Annotated in this window: 12 protein-coding genes and 1 pseudogene; 12 read left to right on the forward strand and 1 reads right to left on the reverse strand. The window is 44.2% G+C overall.

What is annotated here, in order from left to right:
• The 4 genes from GVY04_01375 to narM all read left to right on the forward strand — a co-directional run.
• A partial coding sequence (locus GVY04_01375) for a ferredoxin--nitrite reductase (GenBank protein ID NBD14825.1) occupies window positions 1-1104 on the forward strand: 1104 nt, incomplete at its 5' end.
• 310 nt (window positions 1105-1414) lie between these two features.
• A complete protein-coding gene (locus tag GVY04_01380; protein ID NBD14826.1) occupies window positions 1415-2929 on the forward strand; it encodes a NarK family nitrate/nitrite MFS transporter in 1515 nt (504 codons plus the stop codon).
• A gap of 151 nt (window positions 2930-3080) precedes the next feature.
• The gene (locus tag GVY04_01385) at window positions 3081-5303 is read left to right on the forward strand and encodes a molybdopterin-dependent oxidoreductase (protein ID NBD14827.1); all 2223 of its coding nucleotides are present in this window, start codon (window positions 3081-3083) and stop codon (window positions 5301-5303) included.
• 58 nt (window positions 5304-5361) lie between these two features.
• The gene (gene narM / locus GVY04_01390) at window positions 5362-5814 is read left to right on the forward strand and encodes a nitrate reductase maturation protein NarM (protein ID NBD14828.1); all 453 of its coding nucleotides are present in this window, start codon (window positions 5362-5364) and stop codon (window positions 5812-5814) included.
• 88 nt (window positions 5815-5902) lie between these two features.
• Here the strand turns inward: narM and GVY04_01395 are convergent, their stop codons facing one another.
• The gene (locus GVY04_01395) at window positions 5903-7174 is read right to left on the reverse strand and encodes a hypothetical protein (protein NBD14829.1); all 1272 of its coding nucleotides are present in this window, start codon (window positions 7172-7174) and stop codon (window positions 5903-5905) included.
• Window positions 7175-7315: 141 nt separating this feature from the next.
• Here GVY04_01395 and murF point away from each other — a divergent pair, with 141 nt between their 5' ends.
• The 8 genes and pseudogenes from murF (at window position 7316) to GVY04_01435 (ending at window position 16980) form a co-directional block, all read left to right on the forward strand.
• Window positions 7316-8668: a UDP-N-acetylmuramoyl-tripeptide--D-alanyl-D-alanine ligase gene (murF, locus tag GVY04_01400; GenBank protein NBD14830.1), complete on the forward strand. Its 1353-nt coding sequence runs from the start codon at window positions 7316-7318 to the stop codon at window positions 8666-8668.
• A gap of 100 nt (window positions 8669-8768) precedes the next feature.
• Window positions 8769-10577 carry an elongation factor 4 gene (gene lepA, locus GVY04_01405; protein NBD14831.1) on the forward strand — a complete coding sequence of 603 codons (1809 nt, stop codon included), beginning with the start codon at window positions 8769-8771 and terminating at the stop codon, window positions 10575-10577.
• A gap of 211 nt (window positions 10578-10788) precedes the next feature.
• Window positions 10789-11676 carry a glycosyltransferase gene (locus tag GVY04_01410; protein ID NBD14832.1) on the forward strand — a complete coding sequence of 296 codons (888 nt, stop codon included), beginning with the start codon at window positions 10789-10791 and terminating at the stop codon, window positions 11674-11676.
• Between the two features lies 1 nt (window position 11677).
• On the forward strand, window positions 11678-14227 hold the full coding sequence (locus tag GVY04_01415; protein ID NBD14833.1) for a capsular biosynthesis protein: 2550 nt from the start codon (window positions 11678-11680) through the stop codon (window positions 14225-14227).
• A gap of 163 nt (window positions 14228-14390) precedes the next feature.
• Window positions 14391-15029: a hypothetical protein gene (locus GVY04_01420; GenBank protein NBD14834.1), complete on the forward strand. Its 639-nt coding sequence runs from the start codon at window positions 14391-14393 to the stop codon at window positions 15027-15029.
• Between the two features lie 308 nt (window positions 15030-15337).
• Window positions 15338-15997, forward strand: a complete 660-nt coding sequence (locus tag GVY04_01425; GenBank protein ID NBD14835.1) for a hypothetical protein — start codon at window positions 15338-15340, stop codon at window positions 15995-15997.
• Window positions 15998-16044: 47 nt separating this feature from the next.
• Window positions 16045-16506, forward strand: coding sequence for a DUF29 family protein (locus tag GVY04_01430; protein NBD14836.1), 462 nt, complete (start codon window positions 16045-16047; stop codon window positions 16504-16506).
• Window positions 16507-16656: 150 nt separating this feature from the next.
• A pseudogene (locus GVY04_01435) lies at window positions 16657-16980 on the forward strand (ABC transporter ATP-binding protein).
• Window positions 16981-17102: the final 122 nt, after the last annotated feature.

The raw sequence follows: 17102 nt of genomic DNA on the forward strand, positions 1-17102 counted from the left end.
GCGGGATTAGATGGAGACGAATTAATTGATACCCGAGAATTGGTGAAAAAAGTACAAGATATGATTACCAATTCTGGGGAAGGCAATCCTGAATTTACGAATTTGCCCCGTAAGTTTAATATTGCCATTGAAGGCGGACGAGATAATTCCGTTCATGCTGAAATTAACGATATTGCCTTTGTTCCGGCTTATAAAGAAGGCGAACTAGGATTTAATGTTTTAGTGGGTGGTTTCTTTTCTTCTAAACGGTGTGAAGCAGCGATTCCGCTTAATGTTTGGGTTCCGCCAACAGAAGAATTTGTGGTGGGGATTTCCCGAGCAATTTTAGAAGTGTATCGCGATCATGGCTTGCGAGCCAATCGTCAAAAATCACGTTTAATGTGGTTGATTGAAGCATTAGGAATGGACGAGTTTCGGAAATTAGTTAAAGAAGCGTTTGGTCAACCTTTAGCCACTGCAGCCGCAGAAGAGGTGATTGATTGGGATAAGCGCGATCATATTGGTGTTCATGCCCAAAAACAAGCGGATCAATATTATGTAGGAATGAATGTTCCTGTTGGGCGATTATCCGCTAATGATTTATTTGATTTGGCTCGTTTAGCGGAAGTTTACGGGGAAAGTGAAATTCGCTTGACCGTCGAACAAAATGTGATTATTCCTCATATTGCTGAAGAAAAATTAGAGACGTTTCTTAGTGAATCTTTACTGGAAAAATTTAGTATTGAACCGGATCCGTTAACGCGATCGCTGGTGTCTTGTACCGGAGCACAATTTTGTAATTTTGCCTTAGTTGAAACCAAACAACGCGCTTTAGATGTCGCCCGACAATTAGAAGCAGAATTAAACATTCCCGATGGCGTAAGAATTCATTGGACCGGATGTCCGAATTCTTGTGGTCAACCCCAGGTTGCTAATATTGGTTTAATGGGAACCAAAGCCCGCAAAGATGGCAACATGGTAGAAGCGGTTGATCTATTTATGGGCGGTAAAGTAGGAAAAGATGCCCAATTAGGTCAGCGGGTACAAAAGGGAATTCCCTGTGAAGATTTACCACAAGTGTTACGGCAAATTTTAATTGATGAATTTGGTGCTACTCCCAAATAAACTAAAAAAGAGTCATCACAAACCGTTGAATTAGAATCGGTAAAATAAGTAGCAATTGTCCTTACTATCTTTAATTAATCCTGCATTTTGCGGCAGGATTTTTTCTTAGAAAAACTGCTCTTATGTAATTTTCGATAAAAAACAATGTAATAAAAACATGATTAGTATATTTTTGTAACAAAAAATACTAAATTGATCGTTTTTCATTATTAAAGTAGAGGCAATTAAGTTGATACAAGCTAACTCAATTAAACCCAATTTCTTTGGAATTTTGTTGTTTATTTGTCGAAAAAAATAAAATAATAGAGTAATGAATATTCTCTCATTTCACGGTCGTAATCGAATTCTCCATTTGACGTGGTTTGCTTTTTTTCTTACCTTTGTTGTTTGGTTTAATTTTGCACCTTTAGCAACCACAATTAAAGATGATTTAGGGCTAACCGTTGACCAAATGAAAACAATCGGAATTTGTAATGTTGCCCTCACTGTTCCCGCACGTGTCATTATTGGCATGTTGCTTGATCGCTTTGGGCCACGCATTACCTTTTCCACATTACTGGTCTATGCTGCGATTCCCTGCTTCCTATTTGCCTCTGCCAATGATTTTAATACCTTAGTGGTCAGCCGACTTTTACTGGGGATTGTCGGTGCAGGATTTGTCATTGGTATTCGCATGGTATCGGAATGGTTCCCCCCGAAAGAAATCGGTGTTGCCGAAGGCATTTATGGCGGTTGGGGCAACTTTGGTTCGGCTGCCTCTGCCTTTACGCTGCCTTCTGTTGCCCTTGCCTTATCTTTCATTTCGGGCGGCCAAGCGAACTGGCGGCTTGCGATTGCTTTAACAGGAGTTGCTGCTGCTGTTTACGGGGTGATTTACTTCTTTAGCGTTGAAGACACGCCTCCGGGACGAGTTTACCAACGTCCCGAACGTCACGGCGGCATGGAAGTGACCAGTCAACGCGATTTTTGGTTCTTAATGTTAATGAATCTCCCCATTACGGGTGTTTTAGCCTTACTTGCTTGGCGTCTTCAAGGAGTAGGTTTCCTCAATCAAGGACAACTCTTACTGGTTTGGCTGGTCTTATTAGGGCTTTACCTATTTCAGGCTTACAATGCTTGGCACGCCAACAAAAGTTTAATGACTGGGAAAAAGCGTTATCCAGCTGAAGATCGCTATAACTTCAGCCAAGTTGCCATTTTAGAACTAACTTATGTTACAAACTTTGGTTCAGAATTAGCAGTCGTTTCTATGTTACCGGCTTTCTTTGAGCTGACCTTTAATCTGAATCCAGCTCAAGCGGGGATGATTGCTTCAAGCTATGCCTTTATGAATCTCATGTCTCGTCCCAGCGGTGGATTACTATCTGACAAAATGGGATCGCGCAAATGGACAATGGCAATTTTACTCGGAGGCATGGGCATTGGCTATCTGATGATGGGAACAGTTAATAATAGCTGGTTTCTGCCTCTGGCGATTGTTTTAACCATGGCTTGTTCCTTTTTTGTCCAAGCGGCAGAAGGTTCCACCTATGCGATTGTTCCTCTCATTAAGCGCCGTGTCACTGGACAAATTGCTGGCAATGTTGGGGCATATGGCAATGTCGGTGCGGTGTGTTACTTAACGCTTTATAGCTTACTCCCGGCTGGTGCTGCTGCGGATCGAACCTTTTTCCAAGTGTTAGGGATTGCTGGCTTAATTGTTGCGTTTCTCTGTGCCTTTTTCCTCAAAGAACCGAAAGGATCCTTTGCTGAGTTCCATGAAGGAGAAGAAGAAGTAGAACCGGTTGCTGAACCGGTCGCGAATACAAAAAATTCGGATTGGTAATTATTTTGTCCTTGGTCATTCGTCATTTGTTGTTGGTGGCGATATGACTAATGACAAACTAACTCACATTTCATCTTCATTATCTAAGGTTTTCCCTTGACTCTTACAGAAGTCAAGTGACCGATGACGAATCACGAATGACGAATCAAAAATGACAGAAAAAACACTTTGTCCATACTGTGGTGTCGGTTGTGGTTTAGACGTTTTACCGCCTGCCCAACCTGGAAAAGCGGTCAATCGCGATAGTGAAGGGAATCCGATCTGGCAAGTGCGCGGCGATCGCGCCCATCCTTCTAGTAAAGGCATGGTCTGTGTCAAAGGGGCAACCGTTACCGAAGCCACCGCGAAAAGTCGTCTTAAATATCCCCTGCTGCGAGATTCCCTGGAAGAACCCTTTCGCCGCGTCAGTTGGGAGGAAGCATTTGAGCGCATCGTACAAGAAATTAAACGGGTGCAACTCACCCACGGTGCTGATGGCATCTGTATGTATGGGTCCGGACAACTGCAAACGGAAGACTACTATACGGCCCAAAAACTGCTCAAAGGGTGTCTAGGAACGAATAATTTTGATGCTAATTCTCGTTTGTGTATGTCGTCAGCTGTTGCCGGTTATATGCAGAGTTTCGGTTCTGATGGTCCGCCCTGTTGTTACGATGATTTAGAAGAAACCGATTGCGCTTTTCTCATTGGCACGAATACCGCTGAGTGCCACCCGATTATTTTTAATCGTCTCCGTAAGCATCACAAGCGCAATCGCAATGTGAAAATGATTGTGGTGGATCCCCGCGCCACCAAAACTGCAGAAGCAGCGGATTTGCATTTAGCGATTAAGCCGGGAACCGATATTGATCTCCTCAACGGCATTGCCTATTTATTGATGAAGTGGGGGAAATTTGACAGCATTTTCATGGATGAATGTACAAAAGGCTTTCCCGATTATACGGAAGTGATTCGCCATTATCTGCCAGAAGTGGTGGCGAAAAAATGCGGCATTCCCATTGATCACCTCGAAGCAGCAGCCCGGTATTGGGGAGACTCGGAACGGGTGTTATCCCTGTGGTCAATGGGGATGAATCAATCCTCGGAAGGCACGGCAAAAGTGCGCACCTTGATTAATTTACATCTGATGACCGCCAATATTGGCAAACCGGGGGCAGGTCCCTTTTCTCTCACGGGACAACCCAACGCGATGGGCGGACGAGAAGCGGGTGGACTCGCCCATATTCTTCCCGGTTACCGCGTGGTGAAAAATGCTGAACATCGCGCAGCCGTAGAACAAGCTTGGGGATTGCCCTCTGGGAGGATTAATCCCAATCCTGGACGGGATGCTTGGGAGATGATTCGCGGCTTAGAAACCGGAGAAGTGGGACTGTTTTGGGTCGCCGCAACGAACCCAGCGGTCAGTATGCCCGATATTGAACGGACGAAAAAAGCGTTGTTAAAGTCGCGATTTACCGTTTATCAAGATGCCTATTATCCCACGGAAACCGCTGCTTATGCCCATTTAGTGCTACCGGCAGCCCAATGGGGAGAAAAAGCCGGAGTAATGACCAATTCGGAACGAGTGGTCACCCTCTGTCCGGCGTTTGCGAAAGCACCCGGGGTGGCGAAACCCGATTGGGAGATTTTTGCGGAAGTGGGACGACGCCTCGGATTTACGGAACAGTTTTCCTTTGAGACAGCCGCGCAAGTGTATCAAGAGTTTGTGGAATTAACGCGCGATCGCGTGTGCGATCTCACCGGATTATCTCACGAACGCTTACAACAAGAAGGGGCAATCCAATGGCCTTGTTCTGATCGCGAAACCGAAACCGTTACTTCTGGGAAACGTCTCTACACGGACTTCCACTTTCCCACCGCCGATGGACGGGCTAATTTTGCGGCGGTTCATTCTCATGGACTTGCCGAACCCGAAGATGAACGGTATCCTTACGTTTTAACCACCGGACGCTTATATGGCCACTGGCACACGCAAACTCGCACCGGACACATTCCCAAAATTAATAAAATGCACCCCTATGCGGAATTAGAAATTCATCCCCGGGATGCGAAGAACATTGGATTAGAAGAAACCGAGGCAGAACTGTGGGTCGAAGCGCGATCGCGCCGTGGCAAAGCTCGCTTTCGCGTTAAAATAACCAAAGCCATTGCCCCAGGCACCGTATTTATTCCCATGCACTGGGGGGCCCTTTGGGCAGATGATGCTGAAGCCAATGCCCTAACTCATCCGGAAGCTTGTCCCTCCTCTAAACAACCGGAACTGAAAGCTTGTGCCGTACAGTTAATTCCCATAACAAAAGACATGGACAAAATAGAAGAGACTGAAGAACCCAAATTGCAAACATCCCTCAAAAAACTCCTCCCCACCTCATAACCGAACTCAAAGCGAAGGACGAATGACTAATGGCCAATGACCAATGACTAATAAACTGATGTTCTTTCAATTTGAAGCCGACTTTGTTAACGATTTGCGTTGCATTCCCATGCAAGTTCGTCTCAAATTAGATACTTGCGGGGTTAAACTCAAACTCCACCATTGGCACCAATTGAGCCAGGAAGAACGAGATACACTGGTCAAGCAACCGTGTGAAACACCGGATCAAATGACGGCTTATAAAAATTATCTACAAAATCTAGTGACTCAATATACAGGTGCGCCGGCAAAAGAATTAGACATTGATCCAAATCCCCCTTGGCTGAACGCTCAAGCCATTCCACTATCAGTCCAAGATAAAGCCCGGGAATTTAATCTTCACATCACGGTTGAAGCCTGGGAAACACTCACACCTCTACAGCGCTTTGCGTTGATTAAGTTATCTCGCCCTAGTCATGAAAATAAAAACTTTTATCCGGCAATACAAGACTTTTCCCTTGATGTTCTCTAAGAGTAATCCAAGAAAATGATCATCCAGTAGCTATAGGCTGCTTAGGGAAATTTCAAGACATTATGGATGGTTTATTTGTTGCAGCACTCTAAAAAGAAATTGAATTTGCCGAACGCCAATAAGATAAATCAATTGTACTGCTGTGAATGGTTAAAGCAATATTCAAGTTTTCTAACGACTTGAAAAGCCAATAGACATTATCTCTTGGTGTCTGTTCGTAATGCGTATATAAGATCGCAAACCGACTTGTTAGATAAGGATTAATCTTAGGAGATAGTAAAACAATCTTGAGCAATAATCCGACGGTTTGAGTTGGTCCTAAATGTGTAATCAAATCGAGATAGAGATAATGACTAATCTTTTGACGACTTTCAACAACAAGAAATTTTAGTAAATTATTGGCAACTCGCAGGACTAATTGTTCATTTGGTTTCTGTTGCTCCCAATCGGTTAACGTTTGTTTTAAGTGATCTGAAAGCCGTTGTTTAAACTGTTTTTGTACATACTCCCCGCTAATTGAACTCATTAAGTATTCATAGAGATCTTTTTTATAAGTTTTAAAGTTATTGGCTTTGCTACTGTGAACTAAAAATCTTTTAGCGAGATCCTGATATGTTGATTTCCCTTGTACTCCACTGATGAAATGCTGGAGGGTTGAAATTAATTCTGGCTCTTTCAATAACGTCGGGTTAGGAGTAGAAGTCACTAATTCTCGCGCTTGCTCAATCGAATCATAACGCTGGGCTAACCTCGCCAAACGAACTTGGTTAGTAATATAGTAAGAAAGAGAAACTTCAAACTTGTTCTGTCGTTTTGCCTGAAACTTTTTCAATGTTTTTTTGATTTCAGAATAATTTTCTTGAGGAAAAATGCAATCCTCAAATAAAAAAGGATAACGTCCTAAAATCGTTGCTAAAGGCTGTGATTTATCTCTCTGAATTTCTTCTTTTGTTGTTAATACGTTTTGCAGGCGTTGCATCCTTGCTAGATAGTCGCTTCTACTAAATTGAGAAACCTTTTCTCGAATCCGACGAGAAGCCATCGTTTGAGAACGGGCAAAAGGAGGAATTTCTGTAAAAACTTTGACTAAATCACCAATGACTTGTTGCGTTTCAGGTTCTTGTTTGAGCCAGCGATTGATGGCAATATAACAACAATAACTTAAAAAAGAAGAAAAATCTGTTTCTGCGGTATTCGCTTTTGTAATTGTTTCTAGGGCTTCGCGAATCTCTGGATCTTCATAACCGGTCGCTTTGACAAAAAGCCGATCATATCGCCCCACTACTTGCTCGGGTGTTTCTTGTAAGACACAGGTTTTTAAGTGATTATAAATCTTTTCTTGCAGTTGGTTAGTTGGCATTTTTTACTAAAAATGATATAAAAATGGTCGAGACTCAAACTTAAATTTTTGTTGATAGTAATTGATAAAATGACGCTAGATAAACTTCTGTTTTTATTTGATTAAAAAATAATTTAAGTTTACAATAAGGAGAGCCTAATCATGAATCTATCTCTAACTTTGCCCATATTAGCAAAAATTATTAAACCTTTAAATCAAGTTTTAAGTGAAGATTGGACCAGTAAAAAAGTCATAGGGATTAATACAGATACTCGTTATCTCAAAACAGGAGAAATATTTATCGCTTTGGTTGGGGATAAATTTGATGGTCATCGTTTTGTAGAAAATGCCATACAGGCGGGAGCAAGTGCATTAATTCTTAATCAAAATTTTTCCGGTCATCTCCCTACTCATATCTCTCAATTTTATGTGGGAAATACACTGCGTGCCTATCAACAAATTGCTCAGTGGTGGCGACAGCAGCACAAAATACCTGTTATTGGAATTACCGGTTCAGTGGGAAAAACAACAACAAAAGAATTGATTGCTGGCGTTCTCGCTCAATATGGGACGGTCTTGAAGACAGAAGCAAATCAAAACAATGAAATTGGTGTTCCCAAAACATTGCTCCGTCTTAATTCAAATTATGACTATGCTGTGGTGGAAATGGCAATGAGAGCCCAGGGTGAAATTGCTGAACTCACGGATATTACCCAGCCCACTGTGGGCTTAATTACAAATGTGGGAACGGCGCACATTGGTCGCTTGGGATCACGACAAGCGATCGCGCAAGCCAAGTGTGAACTGCTTGAACAGATGCCTCGGGAAGCAACAGCAATTTTAAATCACGATAACGACCGCTTGATCAACACAGCCGCCACCGTCTGGAATGGAAAAACTCTGACCTATGGGTTAGACGGCGGAGACTTGCAAGGGCGGTTAGTAGATGGAGAAACCTTAGCCGTAGATAATTTAACCTTTCCCCTACCTTTACCCGGTGTGCATAATGCGTCCAATTATCTGGCAGCCCTCGCTGTGGCGAAAACCCTCAATTTAGACCTAACGCCGCTACAAAAGGGGATTACCGTGGAATTGCCAGGGGCGCGATCGCGCCGTTATACCCTAGATAATGAGATTGTGCTTCTCGATGAAACCTACAATGCCGGGGTTGAGTCCATGATTGCTTCCCTACAGTTACTGAAAGATACTCCAGGCGACCGTCACATTGCCGTTTTAGGCACAATGAAAGAATTGGGAGAGCAATCGGAAGAACTGCATCGGCAAGTGGGAGAAAAAGTGGCGCAATTGAACTTGGATCATCTTTTGGTTTTAGTGGATGAACCGGAAACGGAAGCCATTGCCACTGCTGCCCAATCAGTGCCCAGTGAATGTTTTCAAGATAAAACGGCGCTGGTGGAACGGTTAAAGGAAATCTTAGCCCCGCGCGATCGCGTTTTGTTTAAAGCCTCCAATTCTGTGGGCTTAAACGAAGTGTTAGACCAACTGCGCACATAATCCCCTTCTATCTGTTTAAAATAGAACTCAAGTTAAGATCAGGCTATTGCGCGATCAACTTCATCCCGCTTGTTTAAGGTTTGCCAACCGAGGATTTGATATGACTAACGTTCCTGTTTCTCGTTTTCGTAACTTCTCCATCATCGCTCACATCGATCATGGTAAATCCACCTTAGCCGATCAACTGCTGCGATGGACGGATACCGTGAAAGAACGGGAAATGAAAGAACAGTTCCTTGACAACATGGACTTGGAACGAGAACGCGGGATTACGATTAAATTACAGGCAGCGCGGATGAATTACACCGCCAAAGATGGGGAAACCTATGTCTTAAACTTGATTGATACCCCAGGTCATGTGGACTTTTCTTATGAAGTCTCAAGGTCTTTAGTGGCTTGTGAAGGGGCGTTACTCGTGGTTGACGCCTCGCAAGGAGTAGAAGCGCAAACCTTAGCCAATATCTATCTTGCCTTAGAACAGGACTTAGAAATTATCCCCGTTTTAAATAAAATTGATTTACCAGGGGCAGAACCGGAACGCGTTTTAGAAGAAATTGAAGAAGCCATCGGTTTAGACTGTAGTAATGCCATCATGGCTTCCGCCAAAATGGGGAAAGGAATTGATGAAATTTTAGAAGCGATTGTCCACCTGATTCCCCCACCGAGTGATACCACTGAAGAACCACTACGGGCGCTTATTTTTGATAGTTATTATGATCCCTATCGCGGGGTCATCGTTTACTTCCGAGTGGTCGATGGAACGGTCAAAGTGGGTGACAAAATCCGTCTCATGGCATCAAAGAAAGAATATGAAATTGACGAAATTGGCATTCTTTCCCCAACCAAAGTGCCAGTCGAGGAACTCCACGCCGGAGAAGTGGGTTACATTGCCGCTTCCATTAAAGCGGTAGAAAATGCCAGAGTCGGGGATACGATTACTCTGGCTAATCAACCGGCTTCCTCTCCACTTCCCGGTTATAAAGAAGCGAAACCCATGGTCTTTTGTGGCTTATTCCCCACCAGTACTGATGATTATGCGGACTTACGGGATGCCTTAGATAAATTGAAACTAAACGATTCGGCACTGTCTTATGAACCAGAAACGTCTAGTGCGATGGGCTTTGGCTTCCGGTGTGGGTTCTTAGGCTTACTCCACATGGAAATTGTTCAAGAACGCCTGGAACGCGAGTATGATTTAGACTTAGTGGTTACTGCCCCCTCCGTTATTTATCGCGTAATGCTCAACGATGGGGAAATCATTGAAGTGGATAATCCCAGCCAGCTTCCTTCACCGCAAGAACGAGAAGTGGTGGAAGAACCCTATATTCATTTGGAAATTATTACCCCAGAAGAATATGTGGGCGCGTTGATGGAACTGTGTCAGGTGCGACGGGGCGAATTCAAAGATATGAAGTATTTTACCCCTACACGGACGACGTTGGTTTACGAGTTGCCGTTAGCAGAAGTCGTTACTGATTTCTTTGACCAAATGAAATCGCGATCGCGCGGTTATGCCAGTATGGAATATAACTTCCTCGGCTATCGTCCCAATGACTTAGTGAAGCTAGACATCATGGTCAATAATGAATCCGTTGATTCCCTTGCCATGATTGTCCATCGCGATAAGGCGTACTCGGTGGGGAAATCCCTGGTCGAAAAACTGAAAGAACTGATTCCCCGCCAACAGTTCAAAATCCCGGTGCAAGCTGGAATTGGCACCCGCATTATTGCCAGCGCTCACATTCCTCCCCTGCGCAAAGATGTCTTAGCCAAGTGCTATGGTGGTGACATTTCTCGGAAGAAGAAATTGCTGCAAAAGCAAGCCAAAGGGAAAAAGCGGATGAAAGCCATTGGAACCGTCGATGTGCCCCAAGAAGCATTTATGGCGGTGCTGAAGTTAGAACAGTAGTGGTTTGACGCTCCACCCTCCTCCGCTTCGCTTGTATGAGGGGGATTCTTGGTTCATCACCCAGATTTAACTGAGCAGGATTGATCCAATTCAGCCAGTGATCCGAACTCCCCAAGCATAGTTTGATAAGTTTCGGTGCGCCCCACCGTACTTAATCCCAGTTGCAGAATGTTGATCGCAGCATTCACATCTCTTTATAACACCAGCACTAATGAAACCGTCCCAGAAGGACCGGGCTTATGACCTGATCATCAGCAGCAGCAGTAGCTTTTCCAAAGCTGTTCAGAAAAGACCCAGTGCCAAACATATTTGTTTTTGTCATAATATTACCCGCTTTTTGTGGGATACAAATACCTATCTCAAGGAATACAAAGATTTCAAAACTTTTCTCCCCTTCCTAAAGCCCATCTTAAAGAAGATGAGAAAAATCGATGTTATTTATGCTCAAGAACCATGTCTGTTCATTGCCAATTCTAGTGTTGTTGCTCATCGCATTAAATTGTTTTACGAAAGAGAGGCATTGGTAATCAATTATCCAATTGACAGCAGCAAATTTATGTTTTCAGCGTCTAAGGATGAGTTTTATCTCATATCGTCTCGTTTTCTGAGCTACAAGCGGATTGATATTGCGATTGAAGCGTTTAACTGGTTGGGTTGGCCGCTCCTGATTATTGGGAATGGACCGGAACGAAAGTTTTTAGAGTCAAAGGCGCTGAGTAATATTCAGTTTTTAGGTTATGTCAGCGATGAAATGCGGGCTGATTTGATGTCTCGCGCACAGTCAGTGATTGTGACCGCCTTAGAAGACTATGGACTGGTCCCCGTAGAAGCCAATGCTAGTGGGACCCCCGTGATTGGTTATGGCGCGGGGGGAATTCTAGATACACAGATTTCAGGAAAAACGGGAATTTTGTTTACCCCTCAAACCCCCGACGCCCTGATCGCCGCCCTTTTGGAAGGGAAGCAACAGGAGTGGGACTATCAGTGGATTCGAGATCGCGCTTTAAGCCATTTTTCCGAGTCGGCATTCTTTCATCAAGTGGAACAAGTCATCGAGCAAGCGTTAGGTGAGACAAACATCTTAGCCAGGAGCAAGTGATATGAATCAAGAAGAATTCAGCACGCAATCTGACTTAGGGTACGGACAGCTCTTTGCGATCTTTTGGCGACGGCGTTACTGGTTTGCCACTGTTTTTTTTGGGGTATTGGCAGTTGCGGTGCCCTTGGCGTTGCTAAAAGATCCAATTTACCGGAGTACCCTCCAGCTTTTAGTTGAGCCCAATTACCGAGATCGAGAAGCCGGAATCGAAAACGAGTTTACTGATTCAGGGGTAGAAATCGACTATGCGACCCAACTACAACTGATGCAGAGTTCAGGATTGATGCAAAAAGCGGTTAACCAGCTCAGCATCCGTTATCCAAATCTTGATGTTAATCAAATCAGTCAATCGCTTCAACTCGCTCAGTTGGGGAACGATCAACCAACCAAAATCTTTGAGGTTAGCTACAGCGGGGAAAACCCGAAGAAAACTCAAGATGTTTTGCAAGCGATGCAGGAGGTCTATATTGAATACAATCTTGAACAGCAGGAGCAGCGTTTAAGTCAAGGGCTCAGCTTTATCAATCAGCAGTTGCCCGAAACCCGGGAAGAACTTGCCAGTGCCGAGGAGAAACTTAAGCAGTTTCGTACTTCTTATAATGCGATTGTTCCCGATCAAGAAGCAAGTGAACTGGCAGAAGCATTGCAATCGCTTAAACTGGAGCAGGAAACACTCCAAGGACAGATCCAAGAAAGTCAGGCTCGCTATCAAGAGCTCCAGCAGCAACTCGATCAGTCGCCTCAAAATGCCCTAATTTCAGCTCGTTTAAGCGAATCCTCCCGTTACCAGACTCTTCTCAATCAGCTTCAGGAAACAGAAGTGGAGATTGCCACTCAAAGCAGTCGGTTTACGGAAGCCAGTCCAATCGTGCAAAACCTACTCGAACAGCGCAGCGAGCTGAGGCAACTGTTACACCAACAGGTTGAGCAGGTGCTGGGACGCATTCCGCCGCAACTCAACCTGTCGGAAATCGCCTTAGAAAAACAAGGGCAGTTAGGCAGTACCGATTTGAGTTTAGCGCAATCGCTGGTGGAAACCCAGACCCAATTAGAAAGTTTACAGGCTCGGGAGCGCAGCTTAGCGGAGACAGAAGCTGAATTGCGTGCCGATCTGCAGGAATTTCCGAACTTAATTGCTGAATATAACCGACTCCAACAGGAGGTAGAAGTCAAGCGAGATAGCCTTGACCAGCTGCTAGTCGCGCGACAGGAATTAGGGGTTGAGCTCGCTAGAGGAGGATTTAAATGGCAAGTTGTCGAACCGCCGCGATTAGGGGATCAAGTTGGTCCCAACACACAGCAGGATCTCCTATTAGGAGGAGTCGTTGCCATCTTCCTCGGGGGCGTTGTCGCTTTTGTTCGAGAAGCGATTGATGATGCGCTGCGGAGTGCCGACCAGATTCAGGAAGAAGCTTTAACCTTGCTCGGGACCACGCCGAAACTGCCAGAGCCAAACCTCAGTCGTTTTCGGATCAATCTGCCATGGGAAGAGGAAAGAGATTCTCCAATTTTAGAAATTTTACAGTGGCTCCCCTTCCGAGACGCCTTAGACTTAATTTATAAAAACATAGAGCTAGTGAGTTCAGGGTCAACCCTTCGCTCATTGGCAGTAACATCGGCTCTCTCGGGAGAAGGGAAATCAACCCTTGCTTTGGGGTTAGCCCTCAGTGCTGCTCGTTGCTACCGCCGCGTTCTGCTCATTGATGCTGACCTGCGTCAGCCTAGTCTACATGAGGAGCTCAACTTACCTAATACATCTGGCTTAGCCACTATTTTAGCTGGGGAAACTAAGCCACTGCCTCATCAAGTTACTATCATGGGGTCAGAAATTGATGTGCTCACCGCTGGACCCATAAGCGCCGATCCAGTCCCGCTTTTGAGTTCTGGGCGGTTGCAAGAGCTCAAAGGAGCCCTGAGGGATTATGATCTGATTATCTTCGATACGCCGCCGGTGCTAGGGGTTGTCGATCCCCTCCAAGTGGCTTCTGTCTGTAGTAGCACTCTCTTAGTGGCTCGTCTCGATTATTTGACACAAACTGAGCTAAGGCAGGTCTCAGCTCAGTTGAGCAAGTTGAATATCATCGGAATTGTGGCTAATGGAGCAAGACAAATCCCCAATCGCTATTTTGCAAGCGCTGAATCGAATCATCACTCAGATGATAATTCCAAAAAGGTATCCCAACCCCTGTTAGGAAAACAAAGCGGCTTACGGCAAAGTCAAGAATTAGAAGAAAGACCGCTGGCACAGCTAGCAGCAGAGCTGAATGCCCAACAAAATTCACTTGAGCAAGTTGTTGCTTTTATTCAAGATCAAGAAAAAGAATTAGAAGAACAATTAGAAAGAATTCACGAGCTGGAAGAACGATTGCAGCAAGCTCAAGCTAGCTTCAAAGAAGACCTGAGAATCCAATTGGTAGAGGAAAAAGATCGCTATCACTTTTTAGAGAAATCCTTAGTGGGTCAACGTCAAACTTTTCAATCGCGAGAAGATGTGATCCAGCAATATCAGGAAGTTCTTAGGCATCGTCGAACGGAACTGGATCGGAATTGAGAGGAAGCTGGTTTGGCGTTCTTTAAAGTACAGGTTAATTTTTTGATTTGAGATGATGAATGATATGCACTTAGTTAAGCCCCCTTCTAGCAGGTTGGAGTCGCTCAAATCGCAGGAAGCGTTGCCACCTTACACTCTCAAATGGCGACAGAAGATCTTGTTGGTGAAGCGATCCCAAACGGGTCAAAGTTTAAGGCAGCCTGCGCTCTCTGATCAGCAATGGCTAACAGATTGCTTAGCGCGATCGCCGGTACAAAAAATTTGCCTCTCTGGCAAGTTTGGAAAACGAGAAATCCTGATCTGGGCCAAGGCGGGCCTACAGGCGAACAAGCCAGTGTTTTTAAGAATGCCATCTCATTTAAAAACCCTCAGGAAGCAGCGATCGCCTCTGATTCCAAATGGAAGCTTTGATCGCGCGTTTGGCCAGCTAAAACGGATTATTGACCGGGGCTTAGCGGTAGTATTATTGCTGGGGTTCATGCCAGCGCTATTGACATTCGCCTTGCTGGTAAAGGGATGTTTTCCCCATTCGTCAATCCTGGTGTATCAGTGGGGTTTGGGTCAAGAAGGTAGGTTATTTCGTCTGTATCAATTTCGGACAACCAGAGCAGATCCCAATCAGAGAGAAAACAGTCCGGGCTTAACAGGACTCGGAGAGTGGCTACAGCAGTTTCATCTCAATGCGTTACCTCAGCTATTCAATGTCGTGCGAGGAGAAATCGGTTTAATGGAACCTAAGCATTGGTTACTGTTATCGGAAATCTTAGAAACTGATGATAGCCCTTACTCAAGCCAGGAATGAAATTTCTATTTTAGAGCATCAAACTTTTATTAAGTAATTGAGGATGACTCAGTAGGTCGGCACATTAAAATAACACTATTTTACGTTTTGTAAATCAAATCAAAAGCCCCTCAGAAAGGTAAATAGAGTTAAGTTTACAATCTGTAAGGAACAATGAAACTATAACGTCGACCTAACTTACCTGGAGAGCGCACCAGAATTATTTGTTGAACAATAGGACATTGCGTCCTTCGAGCAAGTCTTAGATGAAGATTGGTTGTCTTGATTACCTTAAACTTGAAGATATCGCTATTGTCATCGCTAAAGTCATGAGTGTTTCCGTGAACCGCCAAATAATTTACCCCGACAGTGATGGTCAGCCCATGGCAGATAACACCAAGCAATTTCGCTGGATTGTCCTCATTAAAGAAAACTTAGAACTGCTCTTTGCTGACCGCCCAGATGTTTTTGTTGCCGGCGATTTGCTGTGGTATCCCGTGCAAGGGCATCCTGAAATTCGCGTTGCGCCCGATGCCATGGTCGTCTTTGGCCGACCGAAAGGAGATAGAGGATCTTATCGACAATGGGAAGAAGAGAATGTTGTGCCGCAAGTGGTGTTTGAAATCCTCTCTCCGGGCAATCGGGTGAAAGAGATGACTCGGAAACTGCAATTCTATGAGCGTTATGGCGTTGAGGAATATTATATTTATGACCCGGATGATAACGAATTGGAAGGACTGCAACGAAAAGAAGGCAATTTGCAGCTAGTGGAAGAAATCAACGGCTGGGTCAGTCCGAAACTAGGAATTAAATTTGTTTTGAGTGCAGAAACTTTGGAAATTTATCGTCCTGATGGTAGGAAGTTTTTGTCTTCTCTAGAGTTGGAACAACAGCGTCAGCAAGCGACGCAACGCGCGGAACAGGAATCCCAACGAGTACAACGTTTAGCGGCGCAATTGCGGGCATTGGGTATTGACCCCGAAGCTTGAAAAATCGTAAATCAAAACGGGTTGCGGTAAAGCAAAATCAAAAAAATATGGTTGCAGAATCCCAACAGTCACAAAAACATCTCTATGAAACTGATTACCATCTCTGGCTCTTGGAAACGGTGAAGCAGCTCGAAAGTCGAGAGTTGGAAGCCCTGGATTGGGAGAATTTAATTGATGAAGTTTTAGATTTGAGCAAACGAGAAAAGAGAAAGCTGCAAAGTTTATTAAAACGGTTATTTGAGCATTTACTAAAGGTGAAATACTGGACAAGTGAAGTAGAGAGAAGTCGTAGACATTGGCGAGGAGAAATTGCGAACTTCCGCCAACAAATTAAGTATCAATTAGAAGACAGTCCAAGTTTAAAGCCTTTCTTAAAAGAAATCTTTCATCAATCTTATCAAGATGGGAAAGTGATTGCCTCGGAAAAATCAGGATTGCCATTGGATGCCTTTCCCTCTGAACCAATCGCATCCCTAGAAAAAGTATTAGATGAAAACTGGTTGCCTTAAGCTTTGCTGGGTTTACTATCAGTCTCAAATCGACAATTGACGAACCGACATTTCTCCTGGCGGAGTGTATTTATTTTAGATTTCTCTTTTTTTGGTAGAGAGTAAAAATTAAAGGATTCAATAAGACTTAATTTGTAATATAAGGGTTTAATATTAATGCGGTTTAAGTTTCCCGCTTGGATACGGCAATTCTTGAAAGCAACGCAATTTTGGCAAGATAACTATTTAATTCTGCGCGAGTTTAAGAACTTTCGCTGGATTGCAATCACAGCGATCGTTTGTACGTTGCTGAGTGCCTTTTTTGAAGGGGCAACCGTGGGGTTAATTGCCTCTTTTTTACAGGGGCTAACGAATCCTAGCGAGCCACCGATTCAAACCGGAATTACCTGGTTTGATCGCTGGTTTTTAGCAACGGAAGCTTCTGCAATAGCAAGAATTTATCGGCTTTCAGCACTAATTTTAGTGGCGATTTGGGCAGGGTAAGCGCAAGAAAATTTAGGTCTCAAATAGGTTAGAGTATAAAGGAATCGAAGCGTTAAGAACTTGCAACAAATACGCCACATCCATGCTAGCTCGTTTCGCTTTTTGACGAGTGC

The organism is Cyanobacteria bacterium GSL.Bin1 (genome assembly GCA_009909085.1).
GTDB lineage: Bacteria > Cyanobacteriota > Cyanobacteriia > Cyanobacteriales > Rubidibacteraceae > Halothece.